Annotated in this window: 15 protein-coding genes; 9 read left to right on the forward strand and 6 right to left on the reverse strand. The window is 59.8% G+C overall.

Annotated elements, in window-relative coordinates; genetic code table 11:
- Position 1 precedes the first annotated feature (1 nt).
- Together NKJ18_RS00160 and NKJ18_RS00165 are read right to left on the reverse strand one after the other, a co-directional pair.
- Entirely contained in the window at positions 2-1,261 is a 1,260-nt protein-coding gene (locus NKJ18_RS00160) for an O-antigen ligase family protein (protein WP_023670893.1), read from the reverse strand.
- Positions 1,258-2,484, reverse strand: a complete 1,227-nt coding sequence (locus NKJ18_RS00165; RefSeq protein ID WP_352513641.1) for a glycosyltransferase family 4 protein — start codon at positions 2,482-2,484, stop codon at positions 1,258-1,260. The genes NKJ18_RS00160 and NKJ18_RS00165 overlap by 4 nt, the downstream gene beginning before the upstream one ends.
- A 963-nt stretch (positions 2,485-3,447) precedes the next feature.
- Between NKJ18_RS00165 and NKJ18_RS00170 the strand changes: the two genes are divergently transcribed.
- Positions 3,448-4,926 (forward strand): M10 family metallopeptidase C-terminal domain-containing protein, encoded by a 1,479-nt coding sequence (locus NKJ18_RS00170; RefSeq protein WP_023670890.1) that lies wholly within the window; start codon positions 3,448-3,450, stop codon positions 4,924-4,926.
- Between the two features lie 88 nt (positions 4,927-5,014).
- On the forward strand, positions 5,015-5,227 hold the full coding sequence (locus tag NKJ18_RS00175; protein WP_023670889.1) for a DUF768 domain-containing protein: 213 nt from the start codon (positions 5,015-5,017) through the stop codon (positions 5,225-5,227).
- A 79-nt stretch (positions 5,228-5,306) separates the two neighbouring features.
- On the opposite strand, the gene NKJ18_RS00180 is transcribed toward NKJ18_RS00175, so the two are convergent.
- A complete protein-coding gene (locus NKJ18_RS00180; RefSeq protein ID WP_023670888.1) occupies positions 5,307-6,032 on the reverse strand; it encodes an AAA family ATPase in 726 nt (241 codons plus the stop codon).
- 342 nt (positions 6,033-6,374) lie between these two features.
- On the opposite strand from NKJ18_RS00180, the gene NKJ18_RS00185 reads away from it, so the two are divergent.
- Genes NKJ18_RS00185 through NKJ18_RS00205 form a run of 5 tightly spaced genes read left to right on the forward strand, consistent with a single transcriptional unit; the run spans position 6,375 to position 14,004 of the window.
- Entirely contained in the window at positions 6,375-9,125 is a 2,751-nt protein-coding gene (locus tag NKJ18_RS00185; protein ID WP_023691500.1) for a non-ribosomal peptide synthetase, read from the forward strand.
- Complete coding sequence (nadE, locus tag NKJ18_RS00190; RefSeq protein WP_280790677.1) at positions 9,122-10,102, forward strand: NAD(+) synthase; 981 nt, start codon at positions 9,122-9,124, stop codon at positions 10,100-10,102. Before NKJ18_RS00185 ends, nadE begins: the two co-directional genes overlap by 4 nt.
- A 6-nt stretch (positions 10,103-10,108) precedes the next feature.
- Positions 10,109-12,136, forward strand: a complete 2,028-nt coding sequence (gene asnB / locus NKJ18_RS00195; protein WP_352757600.1) for an asparagine synthase (glutamine-hydrolyzing) — start codon at positions 10,109-10,111, stop codon at positions 12,134-12,136.
- Positions 12,126-13,682 carry a class I adenylate-forming enzyme family protein gene (locus NKJ18_RS00200; RefSeq protein ID WP_023830100.1) on the forward strand — a complete coding sequence of 519 codons (1,557 nt, stop codon included), beginning with the start codon at positions 12,126-12,128 and terminating at the stop codon, positions 13,680-13,682. The genes asnB and NKJ18_RS00200 overlap by 11 nt, the downstream gene beginning before the upstream one ends.
- Before the next feature lie 55 nt (positions 13,683-13,737).
- The gene (locus tag NKJ18_RS00205) at positions 13,738-14,004 is read left to right on the forward strand and encodes an acyl carrier protein (protein WP_023670883.1); all 267 of its coding nucleotides are present in this window, start codon (positions 13,738-13,740) and stop codon (positions 14,002-14,004) included.
- A 53-nt stretch (positions 14,005-14,057) separates the two neighbouring features.
- Here NKJ18_RS00205 and NKJ18_RS00210 read toward each other — a convergent pair whose 3' ends face one another.
- Positions 14,058-14,750: a N5-glutamine methyltransferase family protein gene (locus NKJ18_RS00210; RefSeq protein WP_023697126.1), complete on the reverse strand. Its 693-nt coding sequence runs from the start codon at positions 14,748-14,750 to the stop codon at positions 14,058-14,060.
- Between the two features lie 486 nt (positions 14,751-15,236).
- Here NKJ18_RS00210 and NKJ18_RS00215 point away from each other — a divergent pair, with 486 nt between their 5' ends.
- Both NKJ18_RS00215 and NKJ18_RS00220 read left to right on the forward strand, forming a co-directional pair.
- A complete protein-coding gene (locus tag NKJ18_RS00215; protein WP_023670881.1) occupies positions 15,237-15,608 on the forward strand; it encodes a response regulator in 372 nt (123 codons plus the stop codon).
- Positions 15,609-15,979: 371 nt separating this feature from the next.
- The gene (locus NKJ18_RS00220) at positions 15,980-16,183 is read left to right on the forward strand and encodes a hypothetical protein (RefSeq protein WP_155921622.1); all 204 of its coding nucleotides are present in this window, start codon (positions 15,980-15,982) and stop codon (positions 16,181-16,183) included.
- Between the two features lie 173 nt (positions 16,184-16,356).
- On the opposite strand, the gene NKJ18_RS00225 is transcribed toward NKJ18_RS00220, so the two are convergent.
- Together NKJ18_RS00225 and NKJ18_RS00230 are read right to left on the reverse strand one after the other, a co-directional pair.
- Positions 16,357-16,542, reverse strand: coding sequence for a hypothetical protein (locus tag NKJ18_RS00225; protein WP_023697125.1), 186 nt, complete (start codon positions 16,540-16,542; stop codon positions 16,357-16,359).
- A gap of 188 nt (positions 16,543-16,730) precedes the next feature.
- Positions 16,731-16,925 (reverse strand): hypothetical protein, encoded by a 195-nt coding sequence (locus NKJ18_RS00230; RefSeq protein WP_023701119.1) that lies wholly within the window; start codon positions 16,923-16,925, stop codon positions 16,731-16,733.
- Between the last annotated feature and the right edge of the window lie 8 nt (positions 16,926-16,933).

Below are 16,933 nucleotides of genomic sequence, written 5' to 3' on the forward strand. Positions count from 1 at the left end.
TCTAGCATCTCCTCTCGCGAACAATCGCGGGGATCGCTTCCGGCGTCCCAGCGACAAGGCAGAGGGTCAGACAGAACCACACGATCGGATGGCGGATGACCAAATGCGGAGCACTGAAGACGGCGATCGATGCCACGAGCGCCACCAGAGCATCCAGCTTCGCCCGCCAGGCGGACAACGCAGCCGAGCCGAAGATCCACATCAGGGCTAGAACCGAAATCAGGCCGCCCTGAGTGTAGAGATCCAGGATGGTGCTGTGCGCCTCGAAGGGCCGCGGCAAAAACTGTTGATTGACCACGGGGGGACTATCTAGGTGCGGGCCCGGACCCAGTCCAAGCGATCCCGATCGTGCCCCCTTCTCCAAGGCTGCATTCCAGAGGTAGAGGCGAAGCGCCGCGGTTTGGGCAGTCGCTTCCCCGCCCTTGTCTTTGGTCAGGCTCTTGGCGAAGTCTTCGGCGCTGGAGGCCTCGCTGAGGGCATAGGGCGCTATAGACAGGGCCAGCGGCAGGAAGCCAACGGCCATCAGGACGGCAAGCTGCCTTGAAAGGCTCGCCTTATTGCCGTCGCTCGCCAGCCAGGCCCGGACCCGCAGCCCGAGAAGGATCAGACAAGCCAGGACCGTGGTATAAAGGTAGGTATCGCTTTTTGTCAGCCTTCCGACGTAAACGGTGAATATGAGGCTGCATAGGGCAAGGCATCTTCCCCATTTATTGCTGGTGGTTGTGGCAAGATGCAAGGCCAGTGGACCGAGCAGGGCGCAGTAGAGCGCAAGCTGGTTCGGATTGTCGGACCACCCGCAGAAGCGGTCCCAGTACCAGGGTTCGACCCCAGCCTGATGGAGCCAGCCGAAACCAAGCCCTACCTGAACGATGAAGCCCGCATTCGCGACAGCAACCATCCACCAGGCGATACGACGCAAACGGAAGGACGCGTTGGGCTCCGCAGCGGCCAGACAGGTGACGCACGCCAACAGCACATAGGCCAGCGTGTCGTGCAACAACGGATCCAGGAACAACGTGGTTGTCAGAAAACCGATGATGTAACCCACGCCCATGGCAAGCGCCAGGATCAGCCAGAAAAGCCCAAGCTTAGCCAGTGCCGGCGTAACCTCCAGTTGGCCGCCAGCAAGGATTCGCGTCATCGACAGCATTATCCAGAGCGTGAGGCATAGTTCGCTGTAGCCGAAGGGCAGCCCTGGGATGCTGAGTTGCGCCGCGTAGGACATCGCGACGCCGAAGGCCAGAAGCGCATCACGCATCATTGCCGCGCCTCGCCCAGTCGATGGGGGCTCGGCACCGCCTCTTCCCTCGGATTCGCCTGCGCAGCTTGAACAAGCCTGCTGCGATATCTGCCACCCAGGATTGTCTTGTACAGGTCGCAATACTGGTCGATGACCCACGACAACGAGAACCGCTCCCGCACGAATCCGACGGAACGGCTGCCCATGGTCTTGCCACGGGCGGGGTCGGAAAGAAGATCGACTATCCGGGAGGCCAAGCCATCCGCATCGCGCGGCGCCACGAGATAGCCGTTCCAGCCATCCTCAACCACATCGTTGCAGCCCGGCATATTCGAGGCGACGATCGGCAATCCGGACAATCCCGCCTCCAGCAGGACACGCGGAATTCCCTCGCGATATTGCGTCGGAAATGCAAACAGATCCGCCATCCCAAGGAGGGCTGGAATGTCGCGCCTTGGCCCCAATGCGACAACGTGGGGAACATGGCGCTCGATATCGGCTCTGCTGACGGCAAACGGACCTTCGGAGTCTTGCGGGCCGACAAGTACGAAACGCGCGTTGGGCCTCTCGCGGATAACGCGAGGAACCGCCTCGATGAGGGTTGGAATCCCCTTCTGCCGCGTGAGCCGGCCGACAAATATTATGACCTGGGCCGATTGTAGGCCAAGTTCCTCGCGCATCGTGGCAGCCGAAGGACCACGATACCTTGCCATCGAGAATGCATCGGGGTCGATGCCAGAACTCCGGATCAGTCGCCCTTTGCCGCGAGCCACCAGCCGGTAGCGCTCGAAGAAGGCCTGATCATCACTATTCTGGAAGACGGTCATGGCTGTCCAACGAGACGCCACCCCCTGAAGGCCGCAAAAGAAAGGACGCAATGCCAGGGCCCGCGGCTCCCGCGACGAGAATGTCCAACCAAGCCCGTTGATGGTGCGAACGACGGGAACGTGCCCGCGCACCGCCAGTGGAGTTAGGATATTGGGCTTGGTGTCGAAACTTTGAATGATGTCCGGACGCAGTTCGGACATCAGTTCACGGATCGCGCTGACAGCACCCCATTCTGCACCGCCGCTGCCAAAGCGGTCGAACCCAAATCGGCGATGGGCAATGCCGTGGGGTGAGAAGGCGGCTCCGAGATCACTCGAAACGGCAGTGACTTGAAAACCCCTTTCGCGAAGCGCCAAAAGAAACGGGATTCTTAGTCTATGATCCTCGCCTCCAACGCAAACCAGATGCGGACTCATCCTGTCGCTCCTGGATGCGATACCAATCGCTTAAAACAGCTGACCCTATCCGCGGTTTCCATGGCCGGTTTCATCGCCCCTGAACACACAACAGCCAGTCCCACGCTAGGAGCAGGCTTTCGTGCTGTCCTCGTCTGTTTGCATGAAGCAAGCTGATCAACGATGCGGCAATGCAGCCACAATCGCTGTCACCTCGGTCAGTGAGTTGGATTCATCCGGTCTGACGGTGCAAGGACGGCACCTTCGCGTACGACACGGCGGGCCGGATATAAAAAAGGGCTGTGTTCGAAAGGTCCGCGCGCCGCGTTCAAAGCAACTTCCGCCCGCCTTCTCACGCCGGATCAACATCGCGCCCAGATGGTGTGATGACTCGCACCGCCAGTTCTCCCGAGCGCTTCGTCTGGAACAGGCTTTCACCCGGTGTCTGGATATGGTCGGACCACCAGCCGCCTCTTCCCGCGGATGGGCGACCGCGTTGCCATGCTCGCCGTCATTCGGACCGGCACGCCCGCCTTTCCGTTGAACCCGGTGGGATCCAGTTCAGTGCCTCTCCGCAATTGCCAGCGGCGCGCGCCTCGCATGACCTTGTGGAGTACTGCCTTGCTCATTTTGGCGCCGAGGCTTTTCACGAGGAGCATTGAGCGGCTGCAATGGGAGGGCTTCGCCAGGACGCGACTTCTTCGAGCTCAGACCGCAAAGGAATCGCGCATTGGCCGATTACCGCCACTGCAAACGCACAAGGCGCTCCGGCAGACGTCGCTGCAATGCTTTCGTTGCAGGCTTGAGCACCCCATACTTGGATCATCTACATACCTCTGAGGCAAGCGTAGCATCGAGGCTGTTGTGTTTTTCGGACGCTGATCAAAGATTCTATCAAGGGGCGCCGGTATTTGATTTGTCGCTAATGGATCCTTTCCCTAGGCAGGTGTGGGGCGCCTACCGAATCGGACGAAGGGTATGTCAATGACAACACTCCATTACGCCTCGGGCGGGTCGGCCTCCGAGGTCGCGAAAGCCGGATTCAATCTTGTTGATGTATCTTCCTTGGACCAGCTCAACGCCTTGCCGGCCGGCCAGAAAGGCCTGGTGTGGCTCAATGAAGCCGATGGTGCAACCTCCTCCTTTATCCAGAAGGTCACGCCCTTCATCGGCAATCCGAAAGTGTTTGGCTTCTTCCTAGTCGATGAGCCGGACCCGACCGGCAAATGGGGAACTTATGCCACCGCCGCTGATCTGAAGGCGGAGTCAGACTGGATCCACAGCCACCTGCCCGGCGCCAAGACCTTCATAACCATGATGAACATGGGGTCTTCCGCTAACCCCGACTTTTCAAACACATTCAATCCTGCCAACACGCATATCGACTATTACGGCTTGGATCCCTACCCGGTACGGACCGGAACAAGCACGATTGATTACAACATGATCGACAGGACTGTGGCGGCGGCCGTCGCCTCGGGCATCCCGCTCAGTCAGGTCGTTCCCGTGTATCAGACCTTCGGCGGCGGCGACTGGACGACCGACACGGGCGGTCGCTATGTCCTGCCCAGCGTTGCTCAGGAAAAGACCATGTTGGACCACTGGGCCAAGGTAGCGCCTTCGCCGGCCTTCGACTATGCCTATGCTTGGGGTTCTCAACAGGGCGACACGGCGCTTGAGAGCTCGCCGACGCTGCAGGCTCTGTTCCTTCAACACAACCAGAGCACCGCAAGCGGTCCTTCGGCCAGCGAACCGACGCCGCCGCCTACCAGCACAGTGCCTCCGCCCACAAGTGTCCCTCCGACCAGCACCGGCGATCACATTTTCTACGGCACGGGTAGCGCGGATGTGCTTCGCGGCACCGCTGGCGCGGACACGATGATGGGCCGCGGCTACAACGACACCTACTATGTCAACAACGCCGGCGACAAGGTGGTGGAACTGCGGCACAGCGGCAACGATAGCGTGCTGGCATCGGTCAGCTACGCGCTGTCGGCCGGCTCGCAGGTCGAGCATCTTGCGACCACCAGCAAATTGGGAACTGCCGCCATCAAGCTCACGGGAAACGAATTCGCCCAAACCATTGATGGCAATTCCGGGAGCAACACTATCAACGGCGGTGGCGGGAGAGACGTCCTGACGGGACATGGCGGCAACGACGTCTTTGTCTTCGATTCGGCTCTCAAGGTCGGCAATATCGACAAGGTCACCGATTTCAAAGTGGGCCACGACAAGATCCAACTCGACCACACCGTGTTTGCCGGCCTGCATACAGGCGCCCTTCCCCCTTCGGCGTTTTACGCCGGCAGGGCCGCGCACGACAGCGGCGATCACATCGTCTATAACAGCACGACCGGCGCGCTTTCCTTTGACAGCGACGGCTCGGGCGGCGCACATCAGATCCAATTTGCCACTCTATCGCCACACTTGGCTCTGACGGCGTCCTCGTTCATCGTGACGTGACCGCGGGAACGTCAGCCTGAGCAAGATGGTCTGACGTTCTTGAATATGGCTGACGGAACCAAGAAGCCCCGCCGAGCTTGTACTTGGTATGAGCGCGCGCGGCATCGAATTCCTGCAGAAATGGGTAGAGGATAAGATCCCACTCTACACCAAGGCCGATCCGGCTCTTGCGGCGAAACTTGCGGACCAAGCAACGGCGGATGCCATCAGAGCGGGAATCCGCCCCGAGGAAATCTCTGAGGAAGTCGGAAGCATGTTGACGACCATGCTCGAAGTGCTCGATCAGCACGATTCGACATGATTGCGCGCTTGGCGGCAGATGCTGCCCGGCTTGGCGCCAAATGCATAAATGTGTCATGGATCATAGGTCATGGGCCAGCCTAGGCAGCATGACCAACATGCTCTCCCAGAACGCGCGCGACGACCCCGTCCACGTCGTGAGGTTCAGCACCATTGACTTGTATCAACGGCCATCGGTCCTGGCGCAGGCACTCGCCGACCTCTCTTGAGATTTCGGCCTGCCTTAATCCTTTGTCCACGCCAAGTTCGAACAGCATAACCTCGAGGAGCGGTTGCTGCGCATGCCTATCCACAAGACGGCGGCGTAACGTTTCCTGGGGCGCGTCGAGTTGCACAACGAGATCCGGCCGCGGCAGGAACGCCAGGCACTCGCGGACCGCGTCGAGGCTTGGAGTTCTAGCCAGCACACCCAGCGCACACAAAGCCTGAATCATGCCCTCTTCGAAGATGAAGCAACCGGGCGACTCCCGCGCTTGGCGCCAGGACTGGCACAGTTGGGCGATGTCGACCTTCATTCGCCATGACCACACGCGGCTTCGAAGAGGGATCGATGCCAGAAGCCGGGCCGCGACACTGTCCTTTGGCAAGGTCGACAGCAAGATAGGACCGGATGTGGCAATCTTTTTGCCAATTCTTCCTATGCCATGGCGGATTTCCGGAGCGTCATCCTGAGCCGATCCAGGTTCAATCAGGCGATACCCATTTACTGTCTTCACATTGATGCCGTGTCTCGCCAGCCCTTGGCAGAGGCCGCGAAGCAGCGTGGTTTTACCCGCGCCAGGCGGCCCAAACAACTCGATGATCATATGCTCAAGCGTCTCCGAAACGAGCAGTCATTCCCCTACGGATCAAGCTTAGCCGGATTTCCGATCACACCAACGTTCATTTGAATGATTGTTCCAGTCAGTGAATCTGGGCACCGAGCCCGGATTCTAGCGGAGATGCCGATCGCTCCGTTTGCCTGGGCAAGCCGTCTTGCGCTCGACGGAGCTTGCAAGGAAAAACGACCGGTGCTGGACACAGATGGCAAAACTTCTGAAGGACGCTCGGGAAGCGCTGGCTAGGCAAGATCGAGGCATCATCCGAATGATTGATGAAAAGATCTCCGCGGCGAGCGATGTTCGACCGTCAGCTTGGCGGGGCCCTGAATGTCCTCAGTGTGTTTGCATTCGGAAGTGGCAAATCAAAACCTACAGGTGGATCTGCGACCCACCCGAAAGTGGTCAGTCGTTCCCGAATATGATCTTGACCAAGGGGGGCCAGTCTGGCGCCGTTACCGACAGATGGGTGCCAAATTTGCGGACACTCCAATCTTCGACCACCTTGGAGATGTCGCCAGGCGGTATCCTGACAAGCTCGCAATCAGCGACGGCGCGAACCGCCTGACTTTTTCTGAGCTTTTCCGGGCGGTCGAGACGCTGGCAACTCATATCGCTGCCGTCGTCCCCGAAGGGCAGGCCATCGGCATCCTGCAAGCAAACTCCGCTTGGTATCCTGTGGCGATGTTGGCGACCATGGCGGCGGGACGGCCTTCGGTCCCGCTCAACACAAGAGATCCCGCCTCTCGCATTTTCGATATAGTCAGTGCCGCGGGGCTCGGCGCGATTATAGGCGCCGAAAATGTTCGCCCGGTCGAATTGGCCCAAGAGATCGTCTGGATCGAAATTGCGGCCGCCGTGGCGTCCAACGATCAACACCCAGAACAGCAGCATAAGCCCCCTATGGTTTCGGTCGATGCGCCCGCATTGGTGCTTTACACTTCGGGCAGCACCGGGCGCCCCAAGGGAATCGTCAACAGCCAACGCAGCCTGCTATGGCGGGTCCGGCAATATGTCGATGCGTGCCATATCAGCGCGGATGACGTTTTCCTGCCGCTGACCGGGCCAGCCACGATCGCCGGTTGCCGGGAGATCTTTGCGGCGCTGCTGACGGGCGCCACGTTGCATCTTCTCGAGGTGGAGGCTGTCGGCCTGCGCGCTACGCGCGCTCGATTGCAGTCCGAAGGTGTGACGATCGCCTATCTTGTGCCGGCACTGCTTCGAGCCCTCCTGGCTGAGGCGCCCGCCGACGCTTCCTGGCCGCTCAGAGTGGCCCGAATCGGTGGGGAGAAAGTGTCATGGACGGACATCGCTTTGCTGCGCAAAGCCGTTTCGGACCAGTGTCTGATCCAGATCGGCTACTCATCGACTGAAACCATCGGTTCGCAATGGTTCTTGCCGCCTGACTGGCCCGAGCAAGACGCGTCGGTTCCCGTCGGCAGGCTGCTCCCTGGTATGACATTCGCTATCGTCGACGAAGCGGAGCGCAATGTAGGGCCAGGCGAAAGTGGAGAGCTTCTGATCAAAAGCCGCTATGTCCTGCTTGGTCATTGGGAGAACGGTGTGGTCGTTCCCGCGCAGCCGGACCCCGACGATCCCGAGGCTCGGCTTTTTTCGACCGGGGACCTCGTTCGGCTCGACGATGATGGCATCTTGAGGATCGTCGGCCGCAAAGGGCGCCAGATCAAGATCAATGGTCGACGCATCGAGCCCGCCGAACTCGAACGGGTCTTGCGTTGCGCGCCTTCGGTGGCGGATGCCGTGGTGATGGTAACGGCCGCGCAGGAACTCATCGCCTTCGCGGTTCCCCAGCGCTTCGCAGGCGGCGCTTTTGCAGACGACCTTCGCCAGCTCCTCAGAATGACCTTGCCGGCACCATTGCGTCCCTTGCGATTGCACCCCGTTGACGCAATCCCACGCCTGTCGGGAGGTAAGGTCGATTTGGCAACACTGGCCGAGATAGATCGTTCGCACGGAAGGAGGGCGCGAGTCGCCCGGTCGTCCACTCTCGATGCTCCGCCCGCCGGAGGAGCAAAGGACACACGTCAAATAGTGCAGCACGCGTGGACGCAGGTTCTCAACACAGGCACTGCCACGGGAAACTGGGATGATGCTGGAGGAGATTCGCTGCAGCTGCTGCACTGCGTGATGGCGATCGAAAACGCCATCGGGCAAGAGCTGGGCCTCGAAGCATTCACCGTCGGCATGAGCTTGGACGAGATGGTTGAGGCGGTCGTCTCTGCACGGTCGGGCGAAGGGCGCGAAAAGAAGCACCACCCCCCGGTTCTTTTCCTGTTTCCAGGGTCCGTTGGCTATGGTCCGAGCCTCGCTGCGTTCGCAGCCGCCATGGGGAAAGTCGCCCGTGTAAACCCGATCCGATATCCGAGCCTTGCGGCGATACTGGACGGACACAACACCCTCAGCGCCATGGCTGGCGCCGCACTCGAGCAGATAAGCCGCATCCAACCTGCGGGTTCCGTGCGACTTCTCGGCCATTCTCTGGGTGGCGCGGTTGCATTCGAGGTTGCCGCACGGCTCATGAAGGCCGGGCGAACGGTGCGGTTCCTGGGCATCCTCGACACGAGCCTTCTGGACGAGCCGAGCAACCATTGGGAGACTCTTACCCGTACGTTCTATCGTATTCGCACCAACCGCATATCCGCGCACCGGATGGCTTGCAGAGCCCTTGCGAAGATCACCGTCGCCGTGGGCGGCGAAGCGCGTCTGGCCAGGATTCTGGACAGATTTGCCAATGGAGAGTTCAACCCGACGATCTTCAGGACCAAACTGGAACTGCAGGAAGTTTTAAGGGCGAAGTCATTCTTCCAGTGGCTTGAGGCACCGAAACCGGCTCTGCCCCTCTCCGGTACCTTGTTCCGATGTCGCAGGGAGGGAATGCCGCGGGCCTTGGGCTGGGACAGCGTCTTGGCACACCTGGACGTCATTTCGATCACGGGCAGCCACATCGACCTTGTCGTCGAACCAAACCTTGCCACCAACCGTCCGCTTATCGAGACGGCCATCGTGCAGACCTATTCCCCCGCCGAATCTCGCAAAAGGGAGGACTTGTCATCGACATAATTCCGGAATTCAGCAAGGACATGCTGACGCTCGATGCCCGCGCGGAGGTCGATCGCATCGTTGACACCTTGCGCACTCAGGTTCTCGGCACCCTGCATCGTCGCGGCGTGGTTGTCGGTCTTTCCGGCGGTATCGACAGCTCCGTCGTCGCGACCTTGTGCATGCGCGCGTTCGGGAAAGACAAGGTCCTGGGACTGTTCATGCCGGAGCGGGATTCTTCCGGCGACTCCCTGAGACTTGGCCGCCGCGTCGCGGCACAGCTTGGCATTGAAAGCGTCCTTGAGGACATAGCACCGGCACTGGAGGCCATTGGGGCCTACCGCCGGCAGATCGATGCGATCCAGACCGTCGTTCCCGACTATGGGGAAGGGTGGAAATGCAAGCTGGTGATCGCGTCGGTTCTGGAGAGCAGCGGGCTCAATATAACCCGCCTCACGGTCCAGGATCCGCAGGGTAAAGTAGATACCGTGCGTCTGCCGCCAGCTGCCTATCTGCAGATCGTTGCTGCGACAAACTACAAGCAGCGCCTGCGCAAGATGACGGAATACTATCACGCCGACCGCCTCAAATACGCGGTTGTCGGCACTCCAAATCGCCTCGAGTACGACCAGGGCTTTTTCGTCAAGCAGGGCGACGGAGCCGCCGACGTGATGCCGATCGTTCACCTTTACAAAACCCAGGTTTATCAACTCGCGGAATATCTCGAGGTGGATGATGAAATCCGGCAGCGGCCACCGACCACCGACACCTTTTCCATGACCCAAAGCCAGGAAGAATTCTATTTCGCGCTGCCCTATCACCTGATGGATCTATGCCTCTACGGCCTGAACCACGGGGTCGCCAGCAATGAGCTCGCGGCGGTTGCTGGCCTCACCGAGCCCCAGCTTCAGAAAGTGTTCAAGGACATCGAAGCGAAACGAAGGGCGGCCCACTATCTTCACGCGCGGCCTTTGCTGTCCGCGGAAGGCGGAGATTGACCGAGCATGTGCGGCATCGCTGGAATCGTGGCGCTGAATGCCACAGCGGCTTCTCCTTCGCGGCAGGCGCTGATGCAGATGATGGGCGCGCTGGCGCATCGCGGCCCCGACGGGCGCGGTCTCTACCGGGACAGACGCGCGGGGCTGGCGCATGTGCGCCTGTCCATCGTCGATCTTTCCAGTGGCCAGCAACCGATGGCGGACACAGGCGATACGACGTGGATCGTGTTCAACGGCGAGATATTCAACTACGTCGAATTGCGTGAAAAACTCACGGCGCTCGGCCACCGCTTTCGAACCCGCAGCGACACGGAGGTCGCGCTACACGCCTATCGTGAGTGGGGAGAAACGGCCTTCGAGCGGATGAACGGCCAATGGGCAATTGCGATCTGGGATTCAGTGGCCAATCGTCTTATATTGTCGCGCGACCGCTTCGGCATTTGCCCGCTGTATTTCAGCGAGCATGCGCACCGGCTTTATTTCGCCAGCGAAGTGAAAGCCATTTTCGCGGCCGATCGAACCATACCTCGCGCCCTTGATCCAGCCGGCATCGATCAGACGTTCACGCTCTGGACGGTCGTTCCGCCGCAAGGAGTTTTCCACGGAATCAACGAACTCGAGCCGGGTCGTGTCCGCATCTATCAGGATGGCACCGTTCGTGAGCGGATTTTTTGGCAGCCTTCCTATCCCGACAATTTCGGATCGCGGCAGGGCGAGTTCCCCGGGTCCTCCAACGACGCGGTGGACCGCGTGTCTAGCGCTCTTGAGGCCGCGACGGCGCTCAGAATGGTGCGCGCCGACGTGCCTGTCGGGTGCTACCTCTCCGGAGGGCTGGACAGTTCGCTTGTGGCTGCGCTCGCAAGGCGCTTCGCGGGCGAGCGCTTCCAAACCTTCTCCTTACGTTTTGCCGACGCCGAATATGACGAGACCCGCTTCCAGCGAATGGTTGCCGAGACGATCGGCAGTGAGCACCATGAAGTGGTCGTTTCGCGCAGAGATATAGCCGGAATCTTTCCGGAGGTAATCCAACACACCGAACGCCCGATCCTGAGGACTGCCCCGGCGCCACTCTTCCTGCTCTCGCACCTGGTGCGCGAGCGTGGCATCAAGGTCGTGCTGACCGGCGAAGGCGCTGACGAAATGTTCGCCGGCTACGACCTGTTTCGCGAAGGCAAGGTCCGCCGCTTCTGGGGGCGCCACCCGACTTCGACACGACGCTCTCGGCTCCTGGAACGCCTTTACCCCTATCTCACCCGCTCGCCGGTGCAACAGCAGGCGATGGCGCGTCGGTTCTTCGGGCGAAATATTCAGGCTTACGACGCGCCGGGCTTTGCTCATGAAACGCGCTGGCAAACGACCAGGGCCATCAAGCGCTTGTTTACGGCCGATATGCGGGCTCGAACCCAGGGCCGCGACGCCGTGTCCGAGTTGCTCGCCCGTCTGCCAACGCAGTTTGCCCGTTGGAGCCCTCTTGCGCAGGACCAGTATCTCGAGGTCCAAACACTGATGTCGGGCTATCTGCTCTCCTCGCAAGGCGACAGGATGCTGATGGCTCACTCCGTCGAGGGGCGCTTCCCGTTCCTGGACGATGAACTTGTGAGGCTCGCGAATTCGCTGCCACCCTCCTTCAAACTCCGCGGCCTCGACGAGAAGCACGTGCTGAAGCGCATGGCGGCACCTATCCTGCCCTCCGAGATCATAGCCCGCAAGAAGCAGCCCTTCCGTGCGCCCAACGCGCTTTGCTTCGTCGGCGCAGACGCTCCGGATTACGCTCGCGAGGCGGTTTCGCAGACGGCCCTGCGCGAGGCGAATGTCTTCGATCCAAAGGCGGTCACGCACCTGCTTGCCAAATGCCAGGCCAGAACTGGCGATGGCGACCTGTCCAATGCCGACAACATGGCGCTGGTCGGCGTGTTGTCGACCCAACTTCTTCATCAGCAGTTCGTCGCGGGTTGTCCCAGTGCAACGCTCGAATGCACGCTCAGCGTCGACGTCGACTGCGAACATCGGGAAGAGCGCCTGTATGTTGCATGATGCCGTACCATTGCTGCATGACTACCTCGCCCATTCCGCCGTCCGACACGGAAGTAAGGTGGCGCTGGTGTGCAACAGGCAGCGTGTCACCTACCTCGAACTCGAAACGCGAGCCAACGCGATCGCCTGGGACCTGTCCGCATCCGGAGTCGTTCGCGGTGATCGCGTGATGATCTTCGCCGACAACACCGTCGAGACGGTGGTTAGCTTCTGGGCGGTGCTAAAGGCGAATGCGGTGGTGTGCATCGTCAACCCGCTCACCAAGAGCGACAAGCTCGATTATCTGCTCAACGACTGCCGGCCGACGGCGCTCATCACGGACGGCCATCTGCAAGCGATCTTCCGCGAGCCGGCGCGCGGCTGCCCGTCACTTCTGCGGGTGATCGTATCGGGACCGATCGACGACGTCGAACTCGCCCAGCTGCCGTTTGCCGTGCGCTGGGACGCCGCCCTCGCCAATGGCGCGGATACGCCGCCGGCACGGCAGTGCATCGATGTTGATCTGGCAGCCATCATCTACACGTCCGGGTCGACGGGCGAACCCAAGGGCGTGATGCTGACGCACAGAAACATGATGGCCGCGTGCGCGTCTGTCGCTTCCTACCTCGCGATTGCCGAGGACGAGGTGATCCTCAATGTCCTACCCCTCGCCTTCGATTATGGACTGTACCAGATGATCATGGCTTTTCGTACCGGCGCCCGGCTGGTGCTCGAACGCTCGTTCGCTTTCCCGGCACAGATCCTCGGGTTGATCAGGCAGGAGGGAGTTACGGGCTTTCCCGGCGTGCCCACAATCTTTGCCGCACTCTCCGAACTCAGGTCCCTCAAAGACCAGGATTTCTCGAGCATCCGCTACGTCACAAACACTGCGGCAGCCCTACCCCTCAAGCATATTTTCATGCTTCGCGAGCTGTTTTCGGGTGCACGCATCTATTCGATGTACGGTCTCACCGAATGCAAACGTTGCACCTATTTGCCGCCAGAGGACCTCGAGCGAAAGCCATTGAGCGTAGGGATCGCAATCCCGAATACGGAGATGTGGATCGTTGACGAGCATGACAGGCGGATAGGCCCAGGCGTTGTCGGCCAACTCGTCATTCGCGGCGCAACGGTGATGAACGGGTATTGGGGCAAGCCCGAGGCAACGGCCAGGAAACTCAAACCCGGCCCGCTGCCCGGCGAGCAGGTCCTATACACCGGCGACTACTGCCGGATGGATACGGAGGGTTACCTCTACTTCGTTGGCCGTGGGGATGAGATCATAAAGTCGCGAGGCGAGAAGGTGGCGCCAAGGGAAGTGGAAAACGTACTCATGGACATTCCAGGAGTCCGGGAAGCGGCTGTCATCGGTGTTCCCGACGAGCTCCTCGGGCAAGCGGTGAAAGCCTTTGTGGTGATGGAGCATGGAAGAGCCATTGGCGAAAGGGAACTGCAGAAGGAGTGCCAGAAGCGTCTGGAAAACTTCATGGTCCCGAAATCCATCGTCGTTGTGGCGAACCTGCCGATGACGGACACGGGAAAACTCAAGAAAACGGCGCTGTCATGATGCGGGGCCAGAACCAAGTCGCTGATTTAATGGTGACGCCACGGAGGACGAATTCATGTTGACCATCAAGGAACGCACCGGAATCTACAGCGAGCAGATTCGTAGTTTCTTGGTTTCAAATTTCTACGTCAGCGACGTCAAGGCATTGCTGGATGACGCATCCTTGCTCGATCAAGGCATTGTCGACTCGACGGGTGTGCTTGAGATTATCGGCTTCATCGAGGAGACCTTTGGCATTACCGTCGAGGATAGCGAACTTCTGCCTGAAAACCTCGATTCCATCCAGGGGATCGAGCAATACATCATCCGCAAAATGAACTGATGGGTAAGCGTTACGCCCAGAGCAGCCCGTATTTGGTCTGACTGTCGCAGGATTCATGCCTGCGACTTGACTTGCCCCAGAACCACCCGGCCCTCGCCCGCTTCGTTCGAGACCGAACGGATGTTCTCGAATGCCTTGCTGCGTTCCAGCAGACCCGCTACCTGTCGGTCTTGGCCAAGCCCGACCTCGAAGAGCAGGATGCCGCCACGCCGCAGGTATCGCGGTGCGTCTTTCAGTACGCGCATATGGATGCTCAGGCCGTAAGGGCCGGCTGCGAACGCCTCGCGCGGCTCAAGCTCGATCAGATGGGCGCGGTCGCCCTCGAGCCGCTTTTCAGAAATGTAAGGCGGATTGCAGACGATTACGTCGATAGTTCCGTCTAGCCCAAGGCCGATGAGAGAGTCGAACAAGTCGCCCTGAAGCACCGAAAGACGCTCAGCCATGCCGTGATGTGAGGTGTTGCGGCGTGCCGTTTCGACGCATTCATCGGTGAGATCGCTTGCCCAGACAAGGGCGCTGGGCACATGGTAGGCGATCGCGCACGCCAGATTCCCAGTGCCGCAGCACATATCAACTATGCGCGGAGCCGGCAGGTTCATCTGATGCAACACACCAAGCGCGGTCTTGCCGAGCAACTCGGTCTCAGGTCTGGGGACGAGCGCACCGGGCGAAACCAGCAGTTCAAGTCCCATGAACATGGCGCGGCCGGCGCCATAGGCATCAGCTACACTGAACTCTTTGCTCATGGCCGACCCCATCGCTTGATCTCCCCAGTATAGATCTGCGGCGCTCATGCGCCAGCCAAACCTGCTCCGAAATCATGAATTCTCAAGCCTTTCCTTCGAAAAACTGCAGGCACAAACTCGGTGCATCGCACTTCTGACGCTCATTGACCGATTGCAATCTCAGGTCGCCCAAGATGGAGAGAGAGGTGCTGCTCATGCTTTGAAGAGCCAATGGCGCGGTACGGCGGCTTTTAGATTTTGTGGATCGTGGAGAGGGGTAAACGCCTATCCAACTCTGATGGAGCGGAGGCGCGGACGGCAGCTCCATTGACGCGCTAATCTTCGGCTCCGGTAATTCAGCAAGTGGTCGGTGGAAGCGCCTCCGCTCCAGCATCAGCCTCACCTTGCTGCATGGAGAGGTTACCTATAGGTTTGCGGACATGTCGAAACAACTACCCGAAGGTCTCGGATCGACATCTCATTTCCGGTCAATCGCAGAGAGGGGCCGTGAGCGAAAGCGTGAGTGTTCTGATTGTTGAGGATCAATGGCTAGTCGCGCAGGACACTGCCGCGCGGCTGCGTCGCGCCGGTTATCAGGTGGTCGGACCTGTGCCGTCGGTATCCGCCGCTCTGCGTCTTGTCGAATCGGACAAGATTGACGTGGCGTTGCTAGACATCCAGCTGAACGGTGAAACGGGGCTGCCGGTGGCGAGGATATTGCAGGCGCGAGGCATCCCCTTTGCCTTCTTGTCGGGATTTGGCCCCGCCGACGTTCCCGCGGCTTTCCGCGACTGCAGATTCCTGCCGAAGCCGGCAACCGATGCTGTCATCCTTGCTGCTGTCAGCGAGTTGGCGTCCCTGCGCACAGCTTCGCGCTGACATTCGCTCCGCCGCATTATTACCGGAGTTGCGCCCTGGCGACCTGGTAGGCCGGACGAGGTCAGTCTCACAAAGGGCAACATTGGCGCTTTGGCCATGAGGACGGCGGACTACGACCGGCGAGGACGGAAATTCAGCGTTCAAAAAGCATCCGCCGGGGTTCCACTTCTCGGCCTGTTGGCGGCGATTTGGACTTAGGTCCGATCCCGGTCGCCAGAGGTCGGATTGCGGAACATCTGCCAAGGACCCACGTTCGGGGTTTGAGCACGGAGGTACCGGCCGATCTCGAAGCGCAAGTTTCACGGGCAACTGTTGGGGAGTGTCGTAGTGCCGATTTCAAACGATATGGGGGACGAGTACCTGGAACTGGAATGTCCAAACTGTTCTCATGTCATCATAAAAAAGGGATCGTGGTTGAAGGTGATATCCAACTTCAACTGCACCCAATGCCATGCAAAAATCAGAATTGGTTATATGACCAAGCTCGCGCTTTTCGAGAAAAAAAGGCAAAGCATGAACCCGGCTGCGCAGTGAGCGTCCTGGCGGCCCGACAGTCGTTTGGGGTGGTGCGTTGAACCGTCGGGCCTGACCGGCCCGATGGCGGGGGAGCCAGGCCGGCTGGGTGAATCGTATACATTAGATCATGCTTATCAAGCCCAAATCCGCGGCGCGACATCGCCTGGTGGAGCAACGGTGAACCCCGCGCCCGTATACGCGCTAGCAGGAACGTCGGCGGTCAACATGCCGCTCATTCGTAGAGAGTGCGAACAGCTTCATCAAACAGCTCCACCTCGGCTTCAACCTTTTCAGCCGCTTTATCGACCTTCTCGAAACGCTTCAGCATTCGATTGTGGAGCATGGACAAGCGTGCGGCATGGTAGACCACGCTGCGCTTGTAACCTTCAGAGTCGAGTGGTTCGAACAACATTGTCATGGCAGAAATCCTCAATGTTTTTCGCCCTGCAATCCTTCCCTAGTAAACCGCCAATTAACTCTTTCGTTCCGCTGGTGATGCGAAGGCGCCCGAATGAATAACTCGTTGCGCTGTCTCCAGACTGCACGAGCGTGATTCGTCTGTCTGCGGTTGGGCCTCAAGGCTTGCGCTTGCCTCGCCTGTTCGGCTCATGCTGCGTCAGTCACGACATGGACGGCCAGCTTCAGTTCAATCGCTTTGGGCGTGAGTTGAATACCGGCGCTGCCAAGAATTGCCGAATGATCATCCTGCTGTGGTGGGACCGCCGAACCCGTCAGGAGCGACGAACCGAGCCGGCTTGGATAGTCGCCCCACCGCAAGGACGCGAGCGGATCGAAGATCACGTCGGCAG

It is taken from the genome of Mesorhizobium sp. M0217, assembly GCF_040321955.1.
Taxonomy (GTDB): domain Bacteria; phylum Pseudomonadota; class Alphaproteobacteria; order Rhizobiales; family Rhizobiaceae; genus Mesorhizobium.

Excerpts from the sequence above, each read along its gene's own strand:
- NKJ18_RS00180 (WP_023670888.1), bottom strand. The coding sequence starts at position 6,032 with ATGATCATCGAGTTGTTTGGGCCGCCTGGCGCGGGTAAAACCACGCTG.
- NKJ18_RS00185 (WP_023691500.1), top strand. The coding sequence starts at position 6,375 with ATGTCCTCAGTGTGTTTGCATTCGGAAGTGGCAAATCAAAACCTACAG.
- NKJ18_RS00220 (WP_155921622.1), top strand. The coding sequence starts at position 15,980 with ATGTCCAAACTGTTCTCATGTCATCATAAAAAAGGGATCGTGGTTGAA.
- NKJ18_RS00225 (WP_023697125.1), bottom strand. The coding sequence starts at position 16,542 with ATGACAATGTTGTTCGAACCACTCGACTCTGAAGGTTACAAGCGCAGC.
- NKJ18_RS00210 (WP_023697126.1), bottom strand. The coding sequence starts at position 14,750 with ATGAGCAAAGAGTTCAGTGTAGCTGATGCCTATGGCGCCGGCCGCGCC.
- NKJ18_RS00205 (WP_023670883.1), top strand. The coding sequence starts at position 13,738 with ATGTTGACCATCAAGGAACGCACCGGAATCTACAGCGAGCAGATTCGT.
- NKJ18_RS00160 (WP_023670893.1), bottom strand. The coding sequence starts at position 1,261 with ATGATGCGTGATGCGCTTCTGGCCTTCGGCGTCGCGATGTCCTACGCG.
- NKJ18_RS00200 (WP_023830100.1), top strand. The coding sequence starts at position 12,126 with ATGTTGCATGATGCCGTACCATTGCTGCATGACTACCTCGCCCATTCC.
- asnB (WP_352757600.1), top strand. The coding sequence starts at position 10,109 with ATGTGCGGCATCGCTGGAATCGTGGCGCTGAATGCCACAGCGGCTTCT.
- NKJ18_RS00175 (WP_023670889.1), top strand. The coding sequence starts at position 5,015 with ATGAGCGCGCGCGGCATCGAATTCCTGCAGAAATGGGTAGAGGATAAG.
- NKJ18_RS00170 (WP_023670890.1), top strand. The coding sequence starts at position 3,448 with ATGACAACACTCCATTACGCCTCGGGCGGGTCGGCCTCCGAGGTCGCG.
- NKJ18_RS00165 (WP_352513641.1), bottom strand. The coding sequence starts at position 2,484 with ATGAGTCCGCATCTGGTTTGCGTTGGAGGCGAGGATCATAGACTAAGA.